The following is a 22,734-nucleotide window of genomic DNA, read 5'->3' as shown; positions in this document are numbered from 1 at the left end:
TGATATGCTTGGAGTGAACGATAGAAGATGGGGCCGTAAAAATATATTGCTCGTTTATCGGAACAAGGCTTCAAATGACTATTCCGGATAAGCCAAATAGCCAGAACCAGAAATATAAAACAATTGAGTGACATGAAAAGTAGTTAAACTCTTTGGCTACTCAAAGGATTTAATTACTTTTGTATCTGAAAGAGTTATTTGACAGCATAGCACCGCAAAACGCTGAAAATCGCACGGTTGCCAAGTCGTTACCATTACTTTTCAGATACTTTGTTAAATGTTTATTCTTCAAACGTTTATATAAAATCGTTCACAATCTAAAATAAAACATGACAAAAACTTATCTTGCTTTCATTAGCTATAGTCACAAGGACAAAGAGCACGCCAAATGGCTACATGAAAAATTGGAGTCTTTTAGAGTTCCTGTTTATTTACAAGAAAAAAGACCTGATTTGCCGGAATATGTCAGACCAATATTTAGAGATGAAACTGATTTGGAATTAGGCGTCTTAACAGATAATATTCACCATGCCTTGGAAAATTCACAGTTCTTGATAGTGATATGTTCTCCTAATTCACGAACTTCTAAATATGTTAATGATGAAATTAATTTCTTCTCAAAAGTCTCTATCTCAAACAATAATAGGATACTTCCGTTTATTGTAGCTGGTGAGCCAAATTCTGAAAATGAATGTTTTCCTGATGCTCTTAAGAAAAAAACAGAGCTTTTAGCTGCCAATATTAATGAACTTGGTAGGGATTATGCATCTGTGAAAATCATTGCAAAGATGTTGGATCTAAAAATAGATGATTTATGGCAGCGATATTGTATAATGGAAGAAAAGGAAAAACAACGGATTAAGGAAGAACGTGATAAATTGCTTGCTGTTCAATCCCGCTATATTGCCAAAGAAGCTATTGTTTTGGCGGAAGAGGGAGACCCGTCTGGCGGAATCGGGAACGAATGCCTCAGAGCTTTGGCTTTAGTGTCAGAAGTGTATCCAAAGAACATCAGCACCCCAGAAAGACCATTCACACATGAAGCATACGACGCCCTCCGATTTTTAAATAAAAAAAGCGAACAACTCGAAAGGGTTCTTACAAGACACACTTACTTACGCGATATACAAATCAGTCCAGACGGAAAATTCATAGCTTCTATTATTTTGGGAATGCCCTATGTCGTTGATATCTGGGAAGTTGAAACCGGGAAAATCATAAAAACACTTGAAGGACATTCTGGTATAATACATTCTGTGGTGTTCAGCCCGGATGGAGAACGTATCGTCACAACATCAGAAGATAAAACCATTCGCATATGGGATACAAAGAATGGAGAATGTATAAATGTACTCGAAGGACATAAAAGTGACGTGCTATCTTGTCAATTTTGCCCAAATGGTAAGGTTATCATTACAAGGTCTCAGGATAATACTGTAGGAATATGGGATTTAGAGAATGGAACAAAAGGATTTTACGAAGAAGTTTCCGACATACAGTTTTCCCAAGATAAAAAAAAGATGGCAATCGCAGCAGAAAACGAGGTGTCAGTTATTGATATGGACAACAATAAATATATCTGTTCCATAGAGGTATCAGATATTGTCTTTTTTTGTTGTTTCAATTCTGATGGTAATCATATTGTTACTGCAACAAGAGATAACATTATAAGTATTTGGGACTTAAAGGGCGGAACACGAATTTCTGCATATAAGGCTTACCTTCTTGACAAAAGAAAAAGAGAGTACCACTGGGTGCAGGATGAAACTTATACTATTTCAAAATATATTCGGCTCAGTCCAGACAGGAAAACCATTGCCTTTAGGTATAATCGTGAAAGAGCGGCAATCTTGAATTTAGATGATGGAGAATGTATCAGTATTCTTGATGGCCAAACCAAGCTTCTCAGTTCACTACAATATAGTTTTGACGGTAAGTTTGTTATCTCCTCGTCATGGGATAACACCGTGCGGATATGGGATGCGAATAGCGGAAAAAGCATGCAGGTTATTCCTTTATGTACAGGATTGCCTCATAATTCTTTTTATAATCCTGATGGCAAACACATAATAGTGAGTTCGGATAATAATATCGGGATTTATAGTACAGAAGTTCACGAACATATTAACATATGTCTTGAAAAAGGGCTTTGGGTTAATTCCATACATTTGAGCCCTGACAACAAATCCATTATTATAGTGCCACCCTATGGTCTCACAAGAATTTGGGATATAGAGACTAAAAAATGGAGTAAAACGTTAAACGAAGGATTGGAAGATGTAGATGTTGCACATTATAGTCCTAATGGAATGTTTATTGCTATGGCATTAAGAGATCATACTATCCGTGTTTTGGATGCCAATAGCCATAAATGTATTGCCGTCCTAAAAGGATATGCAAATAAAGTCAATTCGTTACATTTTAGTCCGGACGGTAAATGTGTAGTTGCAGCTATTGGATGGCCTTATGAAACAGCCGGCAATATCGCATTGGTTTGGGATATAAAAAGTGAGAGAATTGTGGCAACCTTGGATGGACACACGCATTCTGTCACCGCAGCCCAGTTCTGCCCGGACGGTGAATATATTGTTACTGCGTCAGAAGATAAAACGGTATGTCTATGGGACGCAAAGAGTGGTAATTGCATAAAAACATTTAAAGGGCATACGGACATAGTATGTTCCGCCAATTTCAGCCCCGATGGCAAACATATTGTTACCTCATCGCGGGATAATACTGTGCGGATTTGGGATGTAAATAGTGGCAGATGCATAAAATCACTTGATGGGCATACTTCATGGGTGCAATCTGCTATGTTTAGCTCCAATGGCAAACGTATTGTCACAACATCAAAAGATTTCTCCGTTCGTGTATGGAATACAGAGGATGGACAATGTATAAGTATTTTTAAATTTGAATTTGATGCAAGCTCTGTCCAATTCTGTTTTGATAACGAACACATTGTTGTAACCAATAATGATATTCTCCGTATCTTGCACATTCCAGACCAACAGAATCTTATAGATGAAACTTTGAAAAAACTAAATGGATATAAGCTTTCTAAAGAAGATAGAAAAACATATTATTTGGAATGAATATAATATAAAACGTTCGTTTTGGAAGAGCTGAAACTACGCAAGCTGATGACGGATGATAACCGTGAGGGAATAGATAACATCGACAAGGATGCTTATACCATTACCTTATAGAAAAGATTACCAAGTCGAACTCACGTAATTTACTAACAAAATCAGATATATCATTATGGAAAATAAACAAGCATTCAAGTTTAACGGTAAAAAGATTGAACTTGAAATCATTGATGGCAAAAGGGATGTGTTCATCAGTTATAAACGTGATAAAGTGCAATTTGTCTCACGCTTAGCCGCAGAGTTGAACGACCGGAATCATAACATATCCACATGGTTTGATATGGATGAGCTTCATGAGGATGTAGGAAAGGACTATACACGAAGAATCCATAAGGGAATAGAGTCATCAGCCTTTTTCTTGCTAATTTATTCTAAGGAAGTAGAGAATTCTGATTTCATAATAAATGAAGAATTGGGACATGCCGTAAAGAAAGGAAAAAGGATTTTGTTCTATCCACACGAGCCTATAGATCTGAAAACATCAAGGATTGCTAAATATGTTGAAAAGATACAATGGCTTGATACAAAAGAAACTGCGGTTTATCAGAGAGACATCCAAGAGGCTATACACGACGAGAAGAAAAAAGCACAGTTATCAGCCTTGACAAATAAATCACACGGTTTTACAGTTTTTGATGACCAAAACATCTTTCTCATTCGCATCGCACTCCAGAAATTACTTCGCAGATACACTCCTTTCGGCAACTACATGAAATTGTGTGGCACAGATAGGAATGAAGTACTGACAAACAACAACATGCAATTGAGAGTCATCAACAAATCGTTGATTATGGAAGTTCCACAGGAATACTACAAGAAGTTAGAGGAGAATCATTTCTTCAAGAAAGCGAATGAAGATGACAAAAACAAAATACCTGAAGTTGAAAGGCATCTTTCAGAACGCAAACCCGACAATGAAGAACTGATTAATGCGTTACGATCATTCCTTAACACACATCAAGATATTTATCCATTGAAAAAGTTGCATGATTGGTTTCTTGCAAACACAAAGGATATCAAATACGCCACAATCACACTTCCTGCTCCTGAATGTATGAACATAGACACGTTCCTCATACTTGTACAAAAAATGGTAGCCTGTTCTTTCATTGACGATCTATTACATAAAAAGACAATGTTTAACGGCACAGAACTTGGAGTTTATGAAATAACAGATACAAGAACAACAAATGTAGAGGATCCGTTTATTGATGTCCAGTTGTACTATTCTGACTACTTTACATTCAAGTGTATGACAGAAATGTACCACATCCTATGTTCAATCGATGCCACTCCATTTGTTATTGAAAGTGTGGCAGACATAAAGCCTTTGGCACCATTCCTCTGCTCACTTGGCTTAGGTGGCTTCATAGCTGCATATCATAAAGGTGTCCCTAACCTTATGTGGACAAAAAGATCTGAAAAAATATCTTCTGGCGATATGTGGCATTTTTCATACGACGAAACTGTAAGCCTGCTAAAAGACTCCGCTAAAGACAAGAATAATCACATAGTCATATCAAGCGATGGAACTGTACATCTTGACATTAACCAGATTCTTTTCCGTGCTATTGAGGAAGAAGTAGGTGCAAAACGCCAACTTGTAAGTGAAGAGAATCACGGTGTGTTTGAGATTGGAATCATCAAAAGCGAACGTCTGGAGATAGAGATTCTATCATACACAGCTTTGCATCTTCCTGACGAGCCATCGCTGTATGAACAGATGAAGAATATGCATGATGCAGCCAGTGACGGTTATTTGGAAATATCAAAGATACATTTTACACCCGTCTATGATTTGCATACTCTCATATCAAATCTTCTCACACCTGAGTCATACGACATAGCCAAGAGACTTGGTGAACGTCTGATAGCGAATGTTGGTAAGGGTGTCACTATAGGAAAAGGTGTGATAATAGAGGCTGATAGTACTATTGGAAACAATGTAACTATTGGTGATTACTGCAAGATTCATCACAATGTGCATATCGACAATGGAGTAACAATAGGCAAATACTGTAAGATTCAGAACAACAACTCCATTTACGAAGGTGTCACCTTAGAAGACGGAGTTTTTGTTGGAACAAATGTATCATTCACCAATGATATGTACCCACGTGCAATAAGACGTTCTGATGGTTTGCAGGTACAAAAAGATGACTGGGAATTGAAAACTACACGAGTGTGCAATGGTGCCTCAATCGGTGCCGGTGCAGTAATACGCTGTGGCATAACTATTGGTGAATGGGCAATGATAGGATGTGGTGCTGTCGTTCTGCATGATGTTCCTGCAAGAGCAACTATTGTTGGTAATCCTGCGAGGATAATTTGTATTGATAATAATTATTGAAGGACACTATCTCAAAGAATGTTGCGGTATGTCACAGCACTTTGAATAAACAATATGATGATACTTAAAGACTATAAAGCAAGGTCATCATGAAGCTAAAGAAGCTGTCACTATATTCAACCATCATTAGAAAAGTCTATGAAGAATTGTGAATAGAATATGATAGAATTCACCTACTCATACCCTCTCTATATAGTAACTAACAAAACAACATAAAACAATGAACAAAAACAATTACATTCCACTGCCTATAGATACAAAGGATGTGGTACTGCCAAAGGAATTGGCCTCACTGGCTGAAGAAATAGCGAAGAATGTGCATGAAGTGTGGTCTGAAAACCGCATAAAGGATGGTTGGACGTATGGAGAAGAACGTGATGATACAAAAAAACACCATCCTTGTCTTGTACCATACGAAGAACTGACTGAGACGGAGAAAGAATATGATCGTAAAACTTCTCAAGAAACATTAAAACTTATCATGAAACTTGGTTTCAAAATAATTAAGAAAGAATGATCACCCGTGGGACAGAACAACTTCATGAGCGAGAGAACAGGATAAGTTTCTATAGAAGGTTGATAATCTGACAATATATTCTTTCGACAAGAATTTATACATGCAAAATGCAAGATTTTATCTTAAAAAATAGAATCTTGCATTTTTGTGTTTTGCCTTTATTGGTGTAAGGGGCAGCATCTATACATATAAGTTTTCATCAATCTTATAATCAGAGAATATTGGAAATCTCGCTTATCGTATTGATGAGAAGAAAAAAACTAAAATAGTTTCTAAATGAATCGATATAGCAGAGAGAAAAATATAGGTAGGCTCATGCTATCCAAAGTAGTGAGGGAGAAAGACAAAATGTCAAAACGAAGACAACATCAACTAAAAGGAGGCTGTTCCAAAATTTTGATATAATCCCACGAAAGGTAATATCCCTATGTCAAACTAAAGCATACAAGGGCTGACAGTTTTTCTCTGTCAACCCTTCTGGTGAGGCACGATACCCTCGATATATGTCTTCAGTATGTGTATTCCTTTCTTGTTCTCACCGCCCTGAGGCACAATCAAGTCGGCGTATTTCTTCGTAGGCTCGATAAACTGCTCGTGCATCGGTTTCAATACATCAAGATATCTGTCTATCACCATCCCGACAGTGCGTCCGCGCTCCACCACATCCCTGCGTATGTTTCTTATCAGCCGCTCGTCGGAATCCGTATCGACAAAGATCCTGAGATCCATCATATCGCGCAATTTCTTGTTGAGAAGCGTCATTATCCCCTCTATGATTATCACCGGTTTAGGGTCTACATGAACAGTCTCCGGCAAACGGTTGCACTTAATATATGAATATGTCGGCTGCTCAACGGCCTCTCCGGCCTTCAATGCCTTGATATGCTCTATAAGCAGTTTCCAGTCGAAAGCATCCGGATGGTCGAAATTTATGGCATGACGCTCCTCCTCTGTCATGTGAGAGGTATCGTTATAATACGAGTCAAGCGGCACGACAGCCACACAATGAGGGGGCAGCGCGTCTGCAATCTTTTTCACTACGGTGGTCTTTCCCGAACCGGTGCCACCTGCAACTCCGATTATAGTCATTTCTATACGGTTATTCTTTTATTATATATATTCCAAAACTCTCTGTCACGCAAGACTTCCGCTACAGCATACGGAGCCATGCAAACACCTTATTATAATATGCTGCCTTATTCTCCACCTTCATGGGATAAGCCCTTGAGGAACTCGGCATACGGTACAGGCGTATGATCCGCCTTAGACCGGTATCCGAAGAAGGGACAAACTCAAATTCACTATACTCCCCCACTTTCGGCACACTGATGCCAAACATTCGGCAAAACACTTCCGTGGCAAGCTGCCCGGCGGTAATCACGGCCACACAATGGCGAAGACGGCACAACATGGCATCGAGGTCAGCCGGCTCCACTATCCGGAGGTCCTTGTCTGAAGCGGTGTTCCTTGTCCTTATGACCTTTGCGGCTGTATCATACATCGCAATCCCTTTCCCTACAAGAAAAGGCTTGATGGCGTCAAGGTCATACGTCTTTTCCTCCTGCCTGACAAAATGCATCTTGTCGCCGTAAAAGCACACACCGAATATACGCCACATGTCGTTTGTGAAATTAGGGTAATAAAACCTCATACACCACCGGTGGGCCGCAGGCGGAAAGGTGCCCAGCATAAGAAGCCGGGCATTATCCGGAAGAAACGGCTCAAAAGGATGCGCCTCTATCTGACTGTCCATATATGGTTCTTTTGAATGGCGGATGTCATTTCTGCTCCTTCACAAGATACATGACCACCGGCAAATGGTCGCTGTATCCGTCAAGCCACACCCCGCCGGCATGCGTACGCTTAGGATTCCCCTTATACTTGCCCTCCTGCTGTATCAGGTAGTCCCTGCGGAATATCTGATGCTTAAGATATTTCAGCTCCGAATAGTCTTTTGCCCCGTCACTGTTCACAAGATTGTGGGATATCAGTATCTGGTCGAAGAGGTTCCAGCTTCCGTTATAGGCCAGCGTGCCCTTGCCCTCCTTGGCAAGTATATTCCACCATGGATTATACATGTCGCCCTCTTTCACATCCTTAATATTCCTCTTTCCACCAAGGCCGTACGCCATGCTCTTGTCCATCGGGTCGTCATTCATGTCGCCCATCACGAGCACCTTCAGTCCCGGCTCGGCCTTCATAAGCGAATCCTTCAGATGACGCATCTGACGCGCACCCGACTCGCGGTATTGGGAACCGTTGAAACGGCTCGGCAGATGGCATACTATTACAGCCAGAGGCTCACCGGCCATAATACCCTTGACTGTAAGGAATCCGCGTGTATGGTAGTTGCTGTCCTTGGCCAGTTCCTGTACAAAGGGATAAAGGTGTATGTCCTTTACGTCAAACAGGCGCGGATTATACAACAGCGCACAGTCTACACCGCGGCGGTCGGGACCTTCAATGTGAGCAAACCTATATCCTCTCTCACTTACAGGCTCTGTATTGAGAAGATCGGTCAGCACCTTGGCGTTCTCCACCTCAGACACTCCGATAAAGGCGCAGCCTATATTCTTCGACATCATGTCGGTGCCCATGTCTGCAAGCACTTTCGAAAGGTTACGCAGCTTATGGGAATACTTTATGCCGTTCCATTTATATGAACCGTCAGGAAGAAATTCATAATCGTTCTTTCCGGCATCGTGACATGTATCAAACAAGTTCTCCAAATTATAAAAACCGGCCGCATATACAGAGTATTTCTTCTGCTGGGCCTGCATTGTGCCGACACTTACAAACAGCACCAACGCCAATAATGAGAATAGCTTTTTCATTTTGTATTATATGATGTTTTAAATTTTGGATGCAAATATCGTCAATTTTGACGAAACAACCATGCCTTGACAAGTTTTTTATTCATTTTTCTTACATCTGCACGGCAAACATGCAAATATGACAATATATATACCTTAATATAGGGCTTTGAGCAAAGATTATTCAGGCGGACACACCGGAGGCAAAGACCGGAGCCGCAGCATCTGGCCTCGACAGTATCACCACGGCCAAGTAAATATATAACAAAGATAAGAAATTATGCCAATATGCAAAAAACAGCCATACTATTCATAAAGTGTATTCAGGCCATATACACTGTGTATGTAGGCTGGATACACTGTGTATTCAGCCTACATACACTCTGTATTCAGGCCAAATACACTTTTAACATTTGCCATCCGCTTTCCGTCATCCTATTCTTTACACACAGCGGATGGCATACTACGTTCAAAATACACGTCAAAACATGGTGCCCGACAGTTTTTTAATAAAAAAGCTTTTGAGCATTAAATATTTTTTTGTTACTTTGCATCATATTACAAATTTTTTATTAAAATAATACTCTATGCAGAAAACGCTGAAATTAGCAATGATGGCTCTATGCTGCTCTGCACCTGTGTTTGCACAAAACACAATCGAAACGCAAACACAGAAAGATTCAGAACAGTCGGAACAGGCCTTCACTTTCACTGAGGCACAGCTCGGAGAGGACGATGACATGTCGCAGAACGTAAGCATCATCAATTCCAACAGTAATCTTTACGCAAGCCAGGTGGGCTACCTGTTCAGCCCGGTAAGGTTCAGATACCGTGCCTTCAACCAGAAGTATAATGAAATCTACATCAACGGCGCACCAATGAACGACGTCGAGTCGGGACAGTTCCGCTATTCGATGATCGGAGGACTGAACGCACAGACACGCAACGTGGAGTTTGCCCTGCCGTTCGAAAACAACAACTTCGCGATGTCGGCAATGGGAGGCTCGAACAACTACAACTTCCGCCCGTCGTCACAGCCCGTGGGCAACCGCGTGACCCTCAGCGGAGCCAACCGCAACTACACCCTGCGCGCAGGATACACATACAACACCGGTATCAACGAAAAGGGATGGGCGCTGTCTGCCGGTGTGATGTACCGCTGGGCAGACCGCGGATATGTGGAAGGCACATTCTACAACTCGCTGTCATACTTCCTCGGGGTTGAAAAGGTCATCAACGACAATCACAGCCTGTCGCTCGTCACATGGGGCAACCCCACGGAACGCGCATCACAGGGTGCCGCCACAGACGAGGTATATTGGCTGGCAAACGACCGCTACTACAACCCCTACTGGGGATATCAGAACGGAAAGAAGCGCAACTCACGCGTCGTGAACGACTACGCACCGACAGCCCTGCTGACATGGGACTGGAAAATCAGCGACGACATGAAGCTTACAACGGCACTCAGCGGAAAATACAGCCACTATAAAAGCACAAAGCTCAACTACAGCAACTCGGACAACCCGCATCCGAACTATTGGAAAAACCTGCCGTCAAACTTCTATGACGTATGGGACGAGACGAATGTTCTCAACCGTACTGACCAGAATCTTGCAGACTGGCAGACTTCATACAACTTCTGGACGGAGTCAAAGGCCAACCGCCAGATAAACTGGGACCGTCTCTACTACTCCAACCAGCAGCTTGCCGCACAGGGCAAGGACGCCATGTACTACATACAGGCAAAGAACAACGACCAGTTTGTGCTCAATCTCTCATCCTCACTCCAGACCGAGCTGTCGAAAAACTCCACGCTCAATCTCGGAATAGCCCTGTCGACTACAAAGGGCATGCACTACCAGACAATGGAGGATCTTCTCGGAGCCGGCATTTACCATAATATAAACACATACGCACTCGGTACATACCCCACAGGCTCCGACGAGATTCAATACGACCTGAATAATCCCAACGGCGAGGTGCGCGAGGGCGACAAGTTCGGCTACAACTACAATATCCTCGTAGACAAGGCCAACGCATGGGCGACCTACAAGACAACACTCCGCTCTTTCCACGCTTTCGTAAGCGGACGCGTAGGAGCCACTTCTATGCAGCGTGACGGCAAGATGCGCAACGGACTCGCCAAGGACAACTCGTTCGGCAAGAGCGGCACGGCAAGATTCCTCGACGGAGGGGCAAAGGCCGGAGCCAACATAAACCTCGGACGAGGCAACACCATAGCACTCGGCATCGGATATGAACTGCGCACCCCCACCCCTTCCGCATCGTTCGCCGCTCCGGAAATCAACAACGACTTCGTAACAAACCTTAAAAACGAAAAGGTAATGTCTGCCGAACTCGGATATCAGCTACGCTCGTCATGGCTGAACCTATCGCTCAGCGGATACTACTCACGCGTGAAGGACGGAACGGAATGGCAGAACTTCTATTATGATGACGTGAACTCATTCACATACATTTCGTTCACCGATGTTGAGAAAGAGTACTACGGAGTGGAACTTGGCGCAAACATAAAACTCAACTCTGCATGGAGCGTAAAGCTTCTCGGACAGATGAGCGAGGCTAAATATGCCGACAACTCAACAGTGCGCTACATGAACTCCACATCTGCAAAATACACGGAAGAGATATGCTACAATAAGGATATGCGCGAAAACGGCACACCGCTCACGGCAATGAGCCTCGGCCTGAGCTATCATTCAAACGGATGGTATATCGACCTCAACGGCAACTACTACGACCGAATCTTCCTGTCATATTCTCCAAGCTTCAGGTATGCAAGCTCACTTAAAAACCGTCATGAAGCATACAAAGACGTGTTCGATGCACAGGACAACATCCTTCCCGGCGTGCTCGACCAAGCCGAAGGCAAGGGAGGATTCATGCTCGATGCATCTATCGGCCGAAGCATTTACCTGAAGCGCGGATCGCTGTCTATCAACCTGACACTTACAAACGTTCTCAACAACCGCGATATTGTGACAGGAGGATACGAGCAAAGCCGCAGCGACTATACGCAAAGCGGAAACGCGCGAACCTACAAGTTCTCAAAGAACCCCATGAAGTTCTATGCATACGGAACAAACGGAATGCTGAACATAACATATAAATTCTAAACACTGAAATGAACATGAAAAAGATCAAATATATCCTCACAGCATTTGTATGCACAGTCCTGGCAGGATGTATGGGTGGCGAAGACTACGGATTCGACACAGACTGGAATGCTCCGGACACTAAGAACGCATACGGCAACAACTCTATAGAGGAAGATGCGAACAAGCTTATTTCCATAAAGGAACTGAAAAGCCTGTATGCCGCAACATTGAAAAACCAGCACGACACCGCACGCATAAAGGAAGACGTGCAGATAAAAGTGCGTGTGACGGGAAACGATATAGAAGGGAATATCTACAACCAGATTTCCGTAAAGGATGAAACCGGAGCAATACTGATCTGCATAGGTCAGGGCGGACTTTATTCATACCTGCCTGTAGGTCAGGAAATATTAGTCAATTTAAAGGACCTGTATATAGGATGCTACGGATTCCAGCCGCAAATAGGAATGCCTTATACAAGCAAGTCGAAAAGCGGTAATATAAGAACCACACCGAACAGGATTGCACGTTCGCTATGGCATCAGCATTTCAAGCTCCTGGGAACAGCAGACGCGTCTAAGGTCGAGCCGGAAGTATTCGACCTCAGCAAAGTTTCCGACAAAAACTACATTGAAGAAAACAACGGAAAACTCATGACTGTAAAAAACGTCAGAATAGGAAATGCTGACGGTGTAAATGTGTTCTGCCCCGATACAGACGAAGTAAGGGAATACGGAAACGGCAAGAGCTGGGCGATACAGGGATACAGCGAAAATCAGTTTGTAATGCGCACGAGCCTGTATGCCGACTTTGCAGGTGTCGTAATGCCCCAGGGAAACGTTAACATAACCGGCATTTTCACACGTTATGGCACCACTTGGCAGGTATTGCTGCGCGAGTATTCAGACATACAGGAAGTTACAGAATAATAACAATACTAAATACAACTATATTTATGAATAAAAAGATTTTTTCAATCATGGCCATCGCAATGGCCGCATTCACATTCACAGCATGTGACGACGTTCCAGAACCATACGGAATACCGGGAGGCGGTGGAAACACAGGTGGTGACAATACTGGAGGCGAACCTATTGCCTATATCTATAATGAAACCGTAGGAAACGATGCTTCCGCCTCAGACAAACCATTTGTAGACGTATATACAGGATGGGTAAGAAACGGTAGCGGAGCATCAAATGTAACATATAGCGGAACAAACGCATCTGTACGTAGTTCCGGCATCTCCAGTACCGGTGCATACGACAACGCATCAGGACCTAACGTCATCTTCTTCGGCAAGTCTGCAAATTTCGTTATAAACAAGATCGCACTTACCTCTGAACAGACAAAACTGCGACTCACCTTCGGTGCAAGTTCTTCTTTAAGAAACGAAAGCGATGGTTCATACGACAACAATTTCGATGCATCTAAATTCACAGTATCATTAAGTGCTGACGGAACGACATGGTGTCCAGTTACTTACACAAAGAACGACGGAGACCAAAATCATCCTTATTGGATATACGCTACGTCTGACTTCACTCTCAAACAGGCAACCGGAGAACTCTACATCAAATTTGAAGCAGGCATAAGCTCTGCGATACGGCTTGACGACATCTCACTCACAACAGGCGAGGGCGGACAGGAAATTGACCTTGGCGAAGGTGGCACAGTAGTTCCTCCTGCAGGCGATGCCACTCCTATCACCATTGCCGAGATAAAAGGCATGATGTCATCAGAGGGAACTGTTATCGATGCAACGACAAACCGCTACTTCGAGGGAGTTGTACAGAACGATACGGAAAATGGCAACTACACAACAAACAATCTTTTTGTTGCAATGGAAAACGCAACAGAACCGGGACAGGGTGTTGTGCTGTACGGCAGTCAGGTAGAGCCAAAGACTCTCGGTCTCAAGACAGGCGACAAAGTGAAGGTAACCCTCATTGCAGGTAAGGCAAAAGCACTGGATTACAAAGGCATGTATGAGATAACAGGTGCTAAGGACGATACTTGGTGTAACGTTGAAAAGATTGGAACGGCAACCGTAAATCCTTTGACCATCAGTGCAGCCGACCTTGCAAACCTTGCCGCATATCAGGGCATGACTGTCATGGTGAACAATGCCACGACCACAGAAAACAACAAATGGGGAGCCGGCACACATACCTTTACAACAGGGGGAACAAACTTTACAGTATATGCAAATCAGGGATGCACATTCACAAATAACACCATCGACAACACCAAGACCGGAAGCATAACCGGCATTGCAACACTGTATAACGGTGCAGCGCAGATTGTTCCGCGCTCAAACGATGACGTTAAGGACTTCTCTGTAGAAGGTACTGAAGACCCCGAACCTCCTGTAACTGGCGACGGCATGACAGCAGACATAATCATCAAGAACAAAATAGGTGATGTAGAGCTCGGTACAAACTCATATCCCGGTATGGACGTTTCTAATCCAAGCACATGGTACACATGGAGCTATGACAATATAACATATAAAGGTGCAAAAATATGTATTGCAGACGGTAAAAACGGAACGGGCATACAAATGCAGGGAAGCGATTCTGATGAGAAAAAACAAGGATTCATCTTCAACCAGACTGCATTCGGAAGCGACATCCAGAGTGTGACAATCATCTTCACACCTGTTGCAACAACAAAATATGATCCTTCATACAGTTTCTACGCCGGCAACGCCGCCCACCCCACGGAAAATGCATTCACAGCAAAGTCTACAAGTAAAGTAGAAGGTAACAGCAAGGTCTATACAGAGACATTCGACCTCAGCTCAGGCAACTATAAGTACTTCACAATTGCCAACAACAAAGTTGGAGCACTTTATATCAGCCAAATAATCGTAACATTGAAATAAAAAGAACACAAACAAGCTTTATTATCTTTGATTAAAGATTGAAACAAACAAAATGAGGGTGTATCAAGATTCTGATTCACTCTCATTTTTTCAGTTTTTGCCGAATACTGCAAAACCATGACTTCCACAAGCAAGAGCTTTTTATACTTAGCCAAAAATCATTTATCCCAAAAACAATAGAGGAAAAATCATGCAGATATAAGTTTTCTCGAAACATCAAAATCAGATATATATGAATGATAATATAGTAAACTTTTTGAATGAATATATGATTAATCCAGATCCGCAATATGCTGTTTTATTGAAAGGCAAGTGGGGATGTGGAAAGACTTATTTTATCAACAGTTGGATAAAAGAATATCAGAAGAAAGATTCCATAGAGAAAGTTTTCGAACCGGTATATGTGTCATTGTACGGATTGAGTGAAACGCAACAAATAACCACAGCTATCAATCGTGCCCTCTATCCCATATTATACTGTAAGGCGGCAAAGGCTGGAAAAACTCTCGTTAAATTTATATCAGGCATTGTTTTCAAACATGAGGTTGATTTTAACAATGACGGAAATGCAGACATAACAATGAGTATAGGTTTGGACCCGCTATCTATATTCAAATCAGAAGACGAACAAGTAAAGAAGGGGAACTTGCTCATTTTTGATGATTTGGAACGATGTGATGTTCCCATGAAGAAGTTGTTGGGATATTTAAATTATTTTGTTGAACAATGTCATTGTCACCTATTAATTATTGGAGATGAGAACAAAATTACAGAAAGTGAAAACAGAAAAGTATTTGGAGAGTTCAAGGAAAAGACCATCGGCCGTGAATTTGAAATTGAAACAGATATTCAATGTGCTCTTGATTGCTTTGTAAATCAAACGCCAAGGAATGATTTTGTTATCAACCATCAAAAACAGATAGAGGAGTTCTTTTCTATGACAGAATGCAACAATCTTCGCATTCTGCGACAGGCTTTATGGGATTTTAGCCGTTTTGAGGAATCTATGACAGATTTTTCAGAAGATGAACGCTATGAGAATATAATGATTCATGTGTTGGGATCTTATGTCATATCCTATTGTGAGTATCGTGGAAAGAATCATAATCTCTTGGACAAATGGATTCAATATAATTTCAAAAATCTACAGGTTGCCAAGGAAGAAATAAACCAAATGAAATCAGAAATAGGAGACCTCCATCTAAGATATAACAATATTTACCAACACTTAAGTAATTATCAAACATTCAGAATTGACCTTATAGAAAGAGTGATTTTAGAACTTAACACAGGCAATTCTATTAGGGATTATGTTAAGAATGAATATTTTGCCCCTATAGAAATACACTCGTGGGATAGAATCAAAGAAGCTTATACTATGAGTAATGAACAGTTTATAATATTTTACAATAACTTGATTGAAGATATTTGTAACGTCAGAATAACAAGTCTGAAGCATTTGGGATATGCAATCGCTTATTTGGTATATCTGGATTCTCGCGCCATAAAAAAGTTTAGTGATGCAGACTTCAATAAAATACGCGAGGCCCTGCCTGAATATTTAGAAACATTCAAAGATGAAGAGTCTGTGTATAATGCCCGTATTGCATTTTGCAGAGGGATTGATTCCTACATGACCAATGAAAAATTGGAACTAATACCAAGCATCTGTGCTAAATTCAACGAGGAATACGAAAACAAATTGAGAAAGAGCAAGAATCTCATGACTCGCACTCTTGAAGAGTTGTCCGATTCAACAGTAGGGAACTTGTGTGATTTAAATGAGCAGGCGGTACCAGACCATAGTCACACATACGATATGGTATCCATCTTTAATCATGTGGATATTAATATTCTAATGAACCGCCTTCAGGAATTGAATAACGAATCGTTATATACCTTCAATCATTTTATACGAAACAGGTATAAATTATCTTATAATATGGCTGGTTGGACAAATGATACAAATGATGACATCCAGCCGTTAGAGCTGCTAAAACAGAAAGTTGATGAAACCATTATATCACAAGAATATGTCAGAAAAGAAGCCTTTATGTATATTTCAAAATCATTAGAGGGTGCAATTAAGCGATGTAAGGGAGATTTGCATGCTATGACATTCTGACCACATAACACATAAACAGGGGAATGACCTATAAACACAAGATTATTCCCCTATACTCGTCTTTATTACCTATTGCCTTATACAGGTGGAAGTAGTGGCGTATGAGATGAAATCACGGGATTTTTATTATGCAATATAATAGTTTTTAAAACTCAAAATGCTTGTTTCTCAAATATATTTTCTAAATTTGCACATAATAATATATCACGATTAAATGAACGACAAAGTAACATATTGGATTGAAATGTCTGATTATGACTTCGAAACAGCAAAAGCCATGCTTGCAACTAAGCGTTATCTTTATGTTGGCTTCATGTGTCACCAAGTGATAGAAAAGATACTGAAAGCATTCTGGAGCAGTATATTAGAAGAACCGCCTTTAAAGATCCATAGCCTGTCAAGACTTGCAGAGAAAAGCAGATTGGATAAAGATATGTCAGAAGAGCAACAGGAATTCATTGATAAACTTGAACCGTTGAATATAGAAGCACGATATCCTTCCCACAAAGAACGACTAATGAGAAGCCTTACAGAAGAGTATTGCAACGAATTAATTAAACAAACAGACGAGTTAAGAGTATGGATAAAGAGCAAGCTATAAAATTAGCACAACGCTACAAGATTGCAGTTGCTGAACGATTGCCACTAAAGGCGATTTACCTTTACGGTTCATATAGTAAAGGCAATTATACAGAAAACAGCGATATAGATATTGCAGTAATTGTAGAACGCATGAGCAACAACTATTTCGAAGACACTCCGTTGTTATGGAAACTGAAAAGAAAAATAAGTAACCTTATAGAACCTGTGCTACTAACCGAAGACAGCAATAACCCGCTTTATGCCGATATTATTAAAACAGGAATACTAATATAAACAAAGATTTATCAAATAATAAGCAGCCATATTAAAATTGTTGTCCTTCAACAAGGATACCGGCATTTGCATAAACACATCAATAACAATTCTCAAACCACATGAACAAATATTTCAGAATACCGACATTCGTTATAACCGCACTCTTTTCCATTGTATTGGCATCATGCAGTGATGACGACGACAACAACGGAGGCGGTTCTGCCGATGAAATAAACATAAACAAAAACATAGCCACACCGGGAAATGCAGAAGTGACACGCCTCGAGTTTCCTAAGACAAGAGGCGGAAAGAGCATCATTCTGAAGTATTATTCAGGCGACACCTACGGACTGAACTACTGTGTGGAATGGGATACGGAAAAGAAATCGCAACGATGGTCGTGCTATATGATGGTGGACCATCATCACTACAACAACGACAAACAACATACCTACACAGGTAATGCCGGACGCTATGACCCGCAAACAAATCCTGGCAAGCATCCCAATGAGCCGCAATACCCCTTTGACCCGCAACTGAAGGCGGAATACAGATGGAGCGACGATTTGTTTTGGCGTTCGGGATATGACCACGGACATATATGCCCGTCTGCCGACAGACAGTATTCCAAAGAAGCCAACTACCAGACTTTCTATATGACGAACATGCAGCCCCAGCGAAACGCCTTCAATGCAAAATTATGGGCTGTGATGGAACAAAAGGTAAGAAACTGGACCCCAAAGACAATCGGTGACACCCTTTTCGTATGCAAAGGCGGAACGATAGACAACGAAAACCAAATTCTCACACGCATACAGGGAAAGATGATTGTGCCGAAATATTTCTATATGGCTCTCTTGCTGAAGAAAAACAACGAGTATTCAGCGTTGGCCTTCTGGGCAGAACATATCAATGCCGACCACTCAAACGACAACCTGCGCAAATATGTCATAACCATCGATGAACTTGAACTGCGCACGGGAATAGACTTCTTCTGCAATCTGCCCGATAACATAGAAAACAGCGTGGAAAGTAAAGTGGCATACAATTACTGGGGAATAAAATAGATTTCCCGCCCGAAATATCACCTCTGAATCCTTACTGATACACCATAACAGGTACATCAGGAATATCCTAATATGTAAAATAGTGCATTCTGAAATGCCAGAAACATGTAAAATAGTGCATTCTGACATACCGAAAACATGTAAAATAGTGCATTCTAACACACCGAAAATATGTAAAATAGTGCATTCTGACATACCGAAAACATGTAAAATAATGCATTCTGACACACCGAAAACATGTAAAATAGTGCATTTTGAAAAAATATTCGTATCTTTGTCCCAATATTAAAATATATTATGTTATGGACAAACGATTTCTTGAAATAATACTTTCAGACCAAGCAGAAGAATTATCTATAAAACGAGCTTTGCATTTTTGTCAACGAAAAGAAGAAGATAAAATAGACCTGGACAGCACTCAGGCACAAGTTATTATAGGAGTCCGACGTAGCGGAAAATCCACATTATGCTACAACGCATTGGTTCGAAAAGGTGTAAAGTTCGCATATGTCAATTTTGACGATGAACGTCTGATAGAAATTTCCGGAAAAGACCTGAACGACGTACTGGAAGTGCTTTATAAAATAAATGGAGATTTCAAGTATCTTTTTATTGACGAAATACAGAATATTCCAGAATGGTATCTCTTTGTAAACAGACTTTTGCGTAAGCAGATTCATGTAATAATAACAGGTTCAAACGCTAAACTGCTAAGTGGGGAACTTGCCACGCACCTCACCGGACGCCATCATTCAATATCCCTGTATCCATTTTCGTTTGAAGAATTTTGCAAATTGAAATCCATTGACACACGCTCCATGACCACAAAAGCTATAGCAAATAGAAGGGCAGCCTTTGACATATACATACAACAAGGAGGATTTCCTGAACTGCAATCAATTAATGATGATCGCGATTATATAGAAGGATTGGTTGACAACATCCTAAAACGTGACATAGAACAACGCTTCAGGATAATGCATACTGCTTCATTTGAGCAAATGTCACAACATCTTCTTAATGTCGCACCAACGATAATCGTTGACAAGTCACTACAAGAATCTTTTGGTCTGAAATCCCAACATACGGCAAAGAACTACGTAAACTATCTGAAACAGGCTTATCTACTTGTCGGACTAAATAAGTATTCACAAAAAAGCAGACAAAGACTTACAGAAGAAAAAGTGTACCCGATAGACGTGGCACTGATGAACAAACGGCCAAACGCCTTCGCAAAAGAGAATCTTGGATGGAGACTCGAAACAATTGTATACATGGAACTAATACGAAGATATAAAAACAAAGGACTTGACATCTATTATTATAGTGACAGGTCTGGAGAATGCGACTTCATTGTATGTAACGCCACAAAAGCGCTGCTTGCCATTCAGGTATCTTATGACATTTCAGCAGAAAAGACACGGAAGCGAGAAATTTCCGGCCTTATACTGGCCGCAAAAAAAACAGGATGCGAAAAACTATTATTGCTTACAGACCATCAACATGAAAGCATTATACAAGATGGCCATGATATACAAATACGTCCTGTATATGAATATGTATTGCAGGATACGGCAGACATATAACACACAACATTGCCATTACAGACCTCTCACTTTAACAAAAAAATATATCACAATATAAACCGGAAATCCCCAAAGCAATTAAAATCTGACGCTTTGGGGATTTCCGGTTATATTGTCAATCTCACGTCTGACATACACCGCAAAGCGATGCCTCTGTCAGGGATTGGAATCCAAGATTGGAATATCAGTTGATAAGATATATTTTCTCCTTACCATCATACATGCACTTCACCGTGGCACGTCCCTCCACAATCGGGCTTACGGAATACTCCACAGACGGGTCAGAAGCCTCCACTTTGATTACAGACTTGTCTGTCAGCGGAGCGTATACCTGATAACGTATCGCATCGGTGAGTCCGTTTGCATTTGTCGTACGTATAGGAGTGGCAGGAATATTCAGTTTCTTTCCATCGGCCGTGATTGTAACCACCGGCACAACCGGACGTACAAACGGAGCATCGGCTTTTGCAAAACCTATTCCGTGCAGGTCGAACAATCCTACAGGACGCTGCGGCTGACGAGCCTGACGGGCATCCGCCTTAGGCTGTTTCACCTCAGGTCCCTCTGCCACAAGATATATGGCATGCTTTCCCTTCAAGCCCTCTACCTCAGGAACAGCCACACTGTATACCTTACGGCCCTGAGCATTCGCAGGCACATCTATAACACCGATCTCACGTCCTTTCCATGTGCTGTTGGCATACGGGCCGTCAAGCATCACATGAATCTTGAATGCTCCATGCCCTCCGGAAGTCAAATCAAGACAGAGAACAGTCCCGTCGCCTTTTTTTGTACCGGCAAATGCCCTTACACCCTTAGCGTCCTTATCCAATCCTCCAAAGCCGAAATATTTAAAACCGACAACTCCGCGGTTTGTAATGCCTGCAAGGTCCATTCCGTTGTTCCACACATCATGGTTGTCCTGCATCCACTGATTACCCGTCATATAGCATGCCAGACCGGCAGAATAATAACTGAATGGAGGTAGTCCGAAGATCTGGAAGCCCTCGCTTGTAACCTCAGCACCGGTATATGTCATGCCGTCAGAGGCAGAAGCCGTCCACTCGTTGTTCTTTGCATAAGGATCGTAGGCCGTGATACGCACCATTCCCCCATCGGCCACTTTCTTCTTGTCCCATGTAATCTTCACAGGAGCCACCATTGCCTGACGCGCATTGCCGAATCCGCGCGGCGGACGGTGATAGAACACATACCACTGGCCGTTGATTTCCTGTAAAGAACCGTGAGTGTTGTGAGCGGCGTTTGTAGTGGTGAGATGTGATCCGTCTTCGTTTGGCACCACACCGCGCGAATCGACCAGCACACCGCCCGAACGCCACGGACCAAGAGGAGAGTCGCCGAAAGCATAGCGCAAAGCCGAGTTTGTGGAGCCGAGACCATAGTCAGGACCGCTGTATCCCGAGAACACCATCACATATTTATTTCCCACCTGACGAATGGAAGAAGCTTCGAAAAAGTTGAAGTCGCCGGGATTCTGATCCTTATAAAGCGCAGGATATTCCGTACCCTCCGGATCGCGCACTACACCATAGCGTTCACTTGCAGGAATGAAATAGTCATGTACCTCAGTGCCGGGACGCACGGCATACATGTTATCCTGATCAAGCTCAAAGGCTGTGCTGTGACGGAAACCGTAGAACACGTATGCACGGAAACCGCGGTCGAAATCCTTGTCACGCTTGTCGGTGATATTCTCTATGAATACCGACGGGTCGAAATCGATGAGCGAGCCGGGCAGACACTGGCGTCCGTCAGGAGTAAGGTTCACCGGAGTGAACGGACCGTCGGGACGGTCGCCCCTGCACACCATAGCCACACGGCGCCAGCCGCGTGAGTGCGGATAGAGCCAGTAAGTTTTCTTACCAGTCTTCTTGTCCTTTACCTCTACGAGGTCAGGGGCAAACATCGTATCCCACTGGCCGTCGACAAACCATTTGAATATAGGGCCTTCATCACGCCATTGGCTCAAGTCTTCCACCGGTGCAGACCACATACGGATATCATTGCCGCAATAGCCTGTATAGGTAATGTCGTGCGAACCAATGATATACGCACGGTACTTTCCGGGATTATCCGGATCTTCAAACACACGCGGCTCACCGTCGGGCAGATGCTCCCACAACGGAAGATAAGGATTCTGTGACTTGCCTGTAACGAATGTAAGCACAGCCCACAAAAGGAAACAGATTCTCTTCATTGCTTTTCTTTGTTTTATATCGTTAATTTATTTTCCATA

At 42.1% G+C, this 22,734-nt stretch carries 15 protein-coding genes; 11 read left to right on the top strand and 4 right to left on the bottom strand.

Going from position 1 to position 22,734, the window contains the following annotated elements; translation table 11 throughout:
• Positions 1–329: 329 nt before the first annotated feature.
• From HPS56_RS03270 to HPS56_RS03260, 3 genes are all read left to right on the top strand, one after another.
• Positions 330–3,095 (top strand): eIF2A-related protein, encoded by a 2,766-nt coding sequence (locus tag HPS56_RS03270; RefSeq protein WP_172273766.1) that lies wholly within the window; start codon positions 330–332, stop codon positions 3,093–3,095.
• Positions 3,096–3,264: 169 nt separating this feature from the next.
• On the top strand, positions 3,265–5,502 hold the full coding sequence (locus HPS56_RS13465; protein ID WP_172273763.1) for a TIR domain-containing protein: 2,238 nt from the start codon (positions 3,265–3,267) through the stop codon (positions 5,500–5,502).
• A gap of 220 nt (positions 5,503–5,722) precedes the next feature.
• Complete coding sequence (locus HPS56_RS03260; RefSeq protein WP_172273760.1) at positions 5,723–6,019, top strand: RyR domain-containing protein; 297 nt, start codon at positions 5,723–5,725, stop codon at positions 6,017–6,019.
• 468 nt (positions 6,020–6,487) lie between these two features.
• On the opposite strand, the gene udk is transcribed toward HPS56_RS03260, so the two are convergent.
• The 3 genes from udk to HPS56_RS03245 all read right to left on the bottom strand — a co-directional run bounded on the left by udk (position 6,488) and on the right by HPS56_RS03245 (position 8,853).
• The gene (gene udk, locus HPS56_RS03255) at positions 6,488–7,108 is read right to left on the bottom strand and encodes a uridine kinase (protein WP_172273757.1); all 621 of its coding nucleotides are present in this window, start codon (positions 7,106–7,108) and stop codon (positions 6,488–6,490) included.
• Between the two features lie 61 nt (positions 7,109–7,169).
• Positions 7,170–7,772: a uracil-DNA glycosylase family protein gene (locus HPS56_RS03250; protein WP_172273754.1), complete on the bottom strand. Its 603-nt coding sequence runs from the start codon at positions 7,770–7,772 to the stop codon at positions 7,170–7,172.
• A 25-nt stretch (positions 7,773–7,797) separates the two neighbouring features.
• Positions 7,798–8,853 (bottom strand): endonuclease/exonuclease/phosphatase family protein, encoded by a 1,056-nt coding sequence (locus HPS56_RS03245; protein WP_172273751.1) that lies wholly within the window; start codon positions 8,851–8,853, stop codon positions 7,798–7,800.
• Between the two features lie 566 nt (positions 8,854–9,419).
• On the opposite strand from HPS56_RS03245, the gene HPS56_RS03240 reads away from it, so the two are divergent.
• From HPS56_RS03240 to HPS56_RS03205, 8 genes are all read left to right on the top strand, one after another.
• Positions 9,420–11,972, top strand: a complete 2,553-nt coding sequence (locus tag HPS56_RS03240) for a TonB-dependent receptor (RefSeq protein ID WP_172273748.1) — start codon at positions 9,420–9,422, stop codon at positions 11,970–11,972.
• A 14-nt stretch (positions 11,973–11,986) separates the two neighbouring features.
• Positions 11,987–12,883 carry a DUF5689 domain-containing protein gene (locus tag HPS56_RS03235; protein ID WP_172273746.1) on the top strand — a complete coding sequence of 299 codons (897 nt, stop codon included), beginning with the start codon at positions 11,987–11,989 and terminating at the stop codon, positions 12,881–12,883.
• Positions 12,884–12,909: 26 nt separating this feature from the next.
• Positions 12,910–14,841, top strand: a complete 1,932-nt coding sequence (locus HPS56_RS03230) for a DUF5689 domain-containing protein (protein WP_172273744.1) — start codon at positions 12,910–12,912, stop codon at positions 14,839–14,841.
• Positions 14,842–15,073: 232 nt separating this feature from the next.
• On the top strand, positions 15,074–16,966 hold the full coding sequence (locus tag HPS56_RS03225) for a P-loop NTPase fold protein (RefSeq protein ID WP_172273741.1): 1,893 nt from the start codon (positions 15,074–15,076) through the stop codon (positions 16,964–16,966).
• 214 nt (positions 16,967–17,180) lie between these two features.
• A complete protein-coding gene (locus HPS56_RS03220; RefSeq protein ID WP_172273739.1) occupies positions 17,181–17,567 on the top strand; it encodes a HEPN domain-containing protein in 387 nt (128 codons plus the stop codon).
• Positions 17,546–17,842 (top strand): nucleotidyltransferase domain-containing protein, encoded by a 297-nt coding sequence (locus HPS56_RS03215; protein ID WP_172273737.1) that lies wholly within the window; start codon positions 17,546–17,548, stop codon positions 17,840–17,842. Before HPS56_RS03220 ends, HPS56_RS03215 begins: the two co-directional genes overlap by 22 nt.
• 101 nt (positions 17,843–17,943) lie before the next feature.
• Positions 17,944–18,891, top strand: a complete 948-nt coding sequence (locus HPS56_RS03210) for a DNA/RNA non-specific endonuclease (RefSeq protein WP_172273735.1) — start codon at positions 17,944–17,946, stop codon at positions 18,889–18,891.
• 302 nt (positions 18,892–19,193) lie between these two features.
• Complete coding sequence (locus HPS56_RS03205) at positions 19,194–20,477, top strand: ATP-binding protein (RefSeq protein ID WP_172273732.1); 1,284 nt, start codon at positions 19,194–19,196, stop codon at positions 20,475–20,477.
• A 184-nt stretch (positions 20,478–20,661) separates the two neighbouring features.
• Here HPS56_RS03205 and HPS56_RS03200 read toward each other — a convergent pair whose 3' ends face one another.
• Entirely contained in the window at positions 20,662–22,695 is a 2,034-nt protein-coding gene (locus HPS56_RS03200) for a hypothetical protein (protein ID WP_172273729.1), read from the bottom strand.
• Between the last annotated feature and the right edge of the window lie 39 nt (positions 22,696–22,734).

The sequence above is a fragment of the Xylanibacter muris genome, from assembly GCF_013166605.1.
Lineage (GTDB): Bacteria > Bacteroidota > Bacteroidia > Bacteroidales > Bacteroidaceae > Prevotella > Prevotella muris.
The sequence above is the reverse complement of the archived record's forward strand: the minus strand, read 5'-3'. Positions and strand labels throughout refer to the sequence as shown.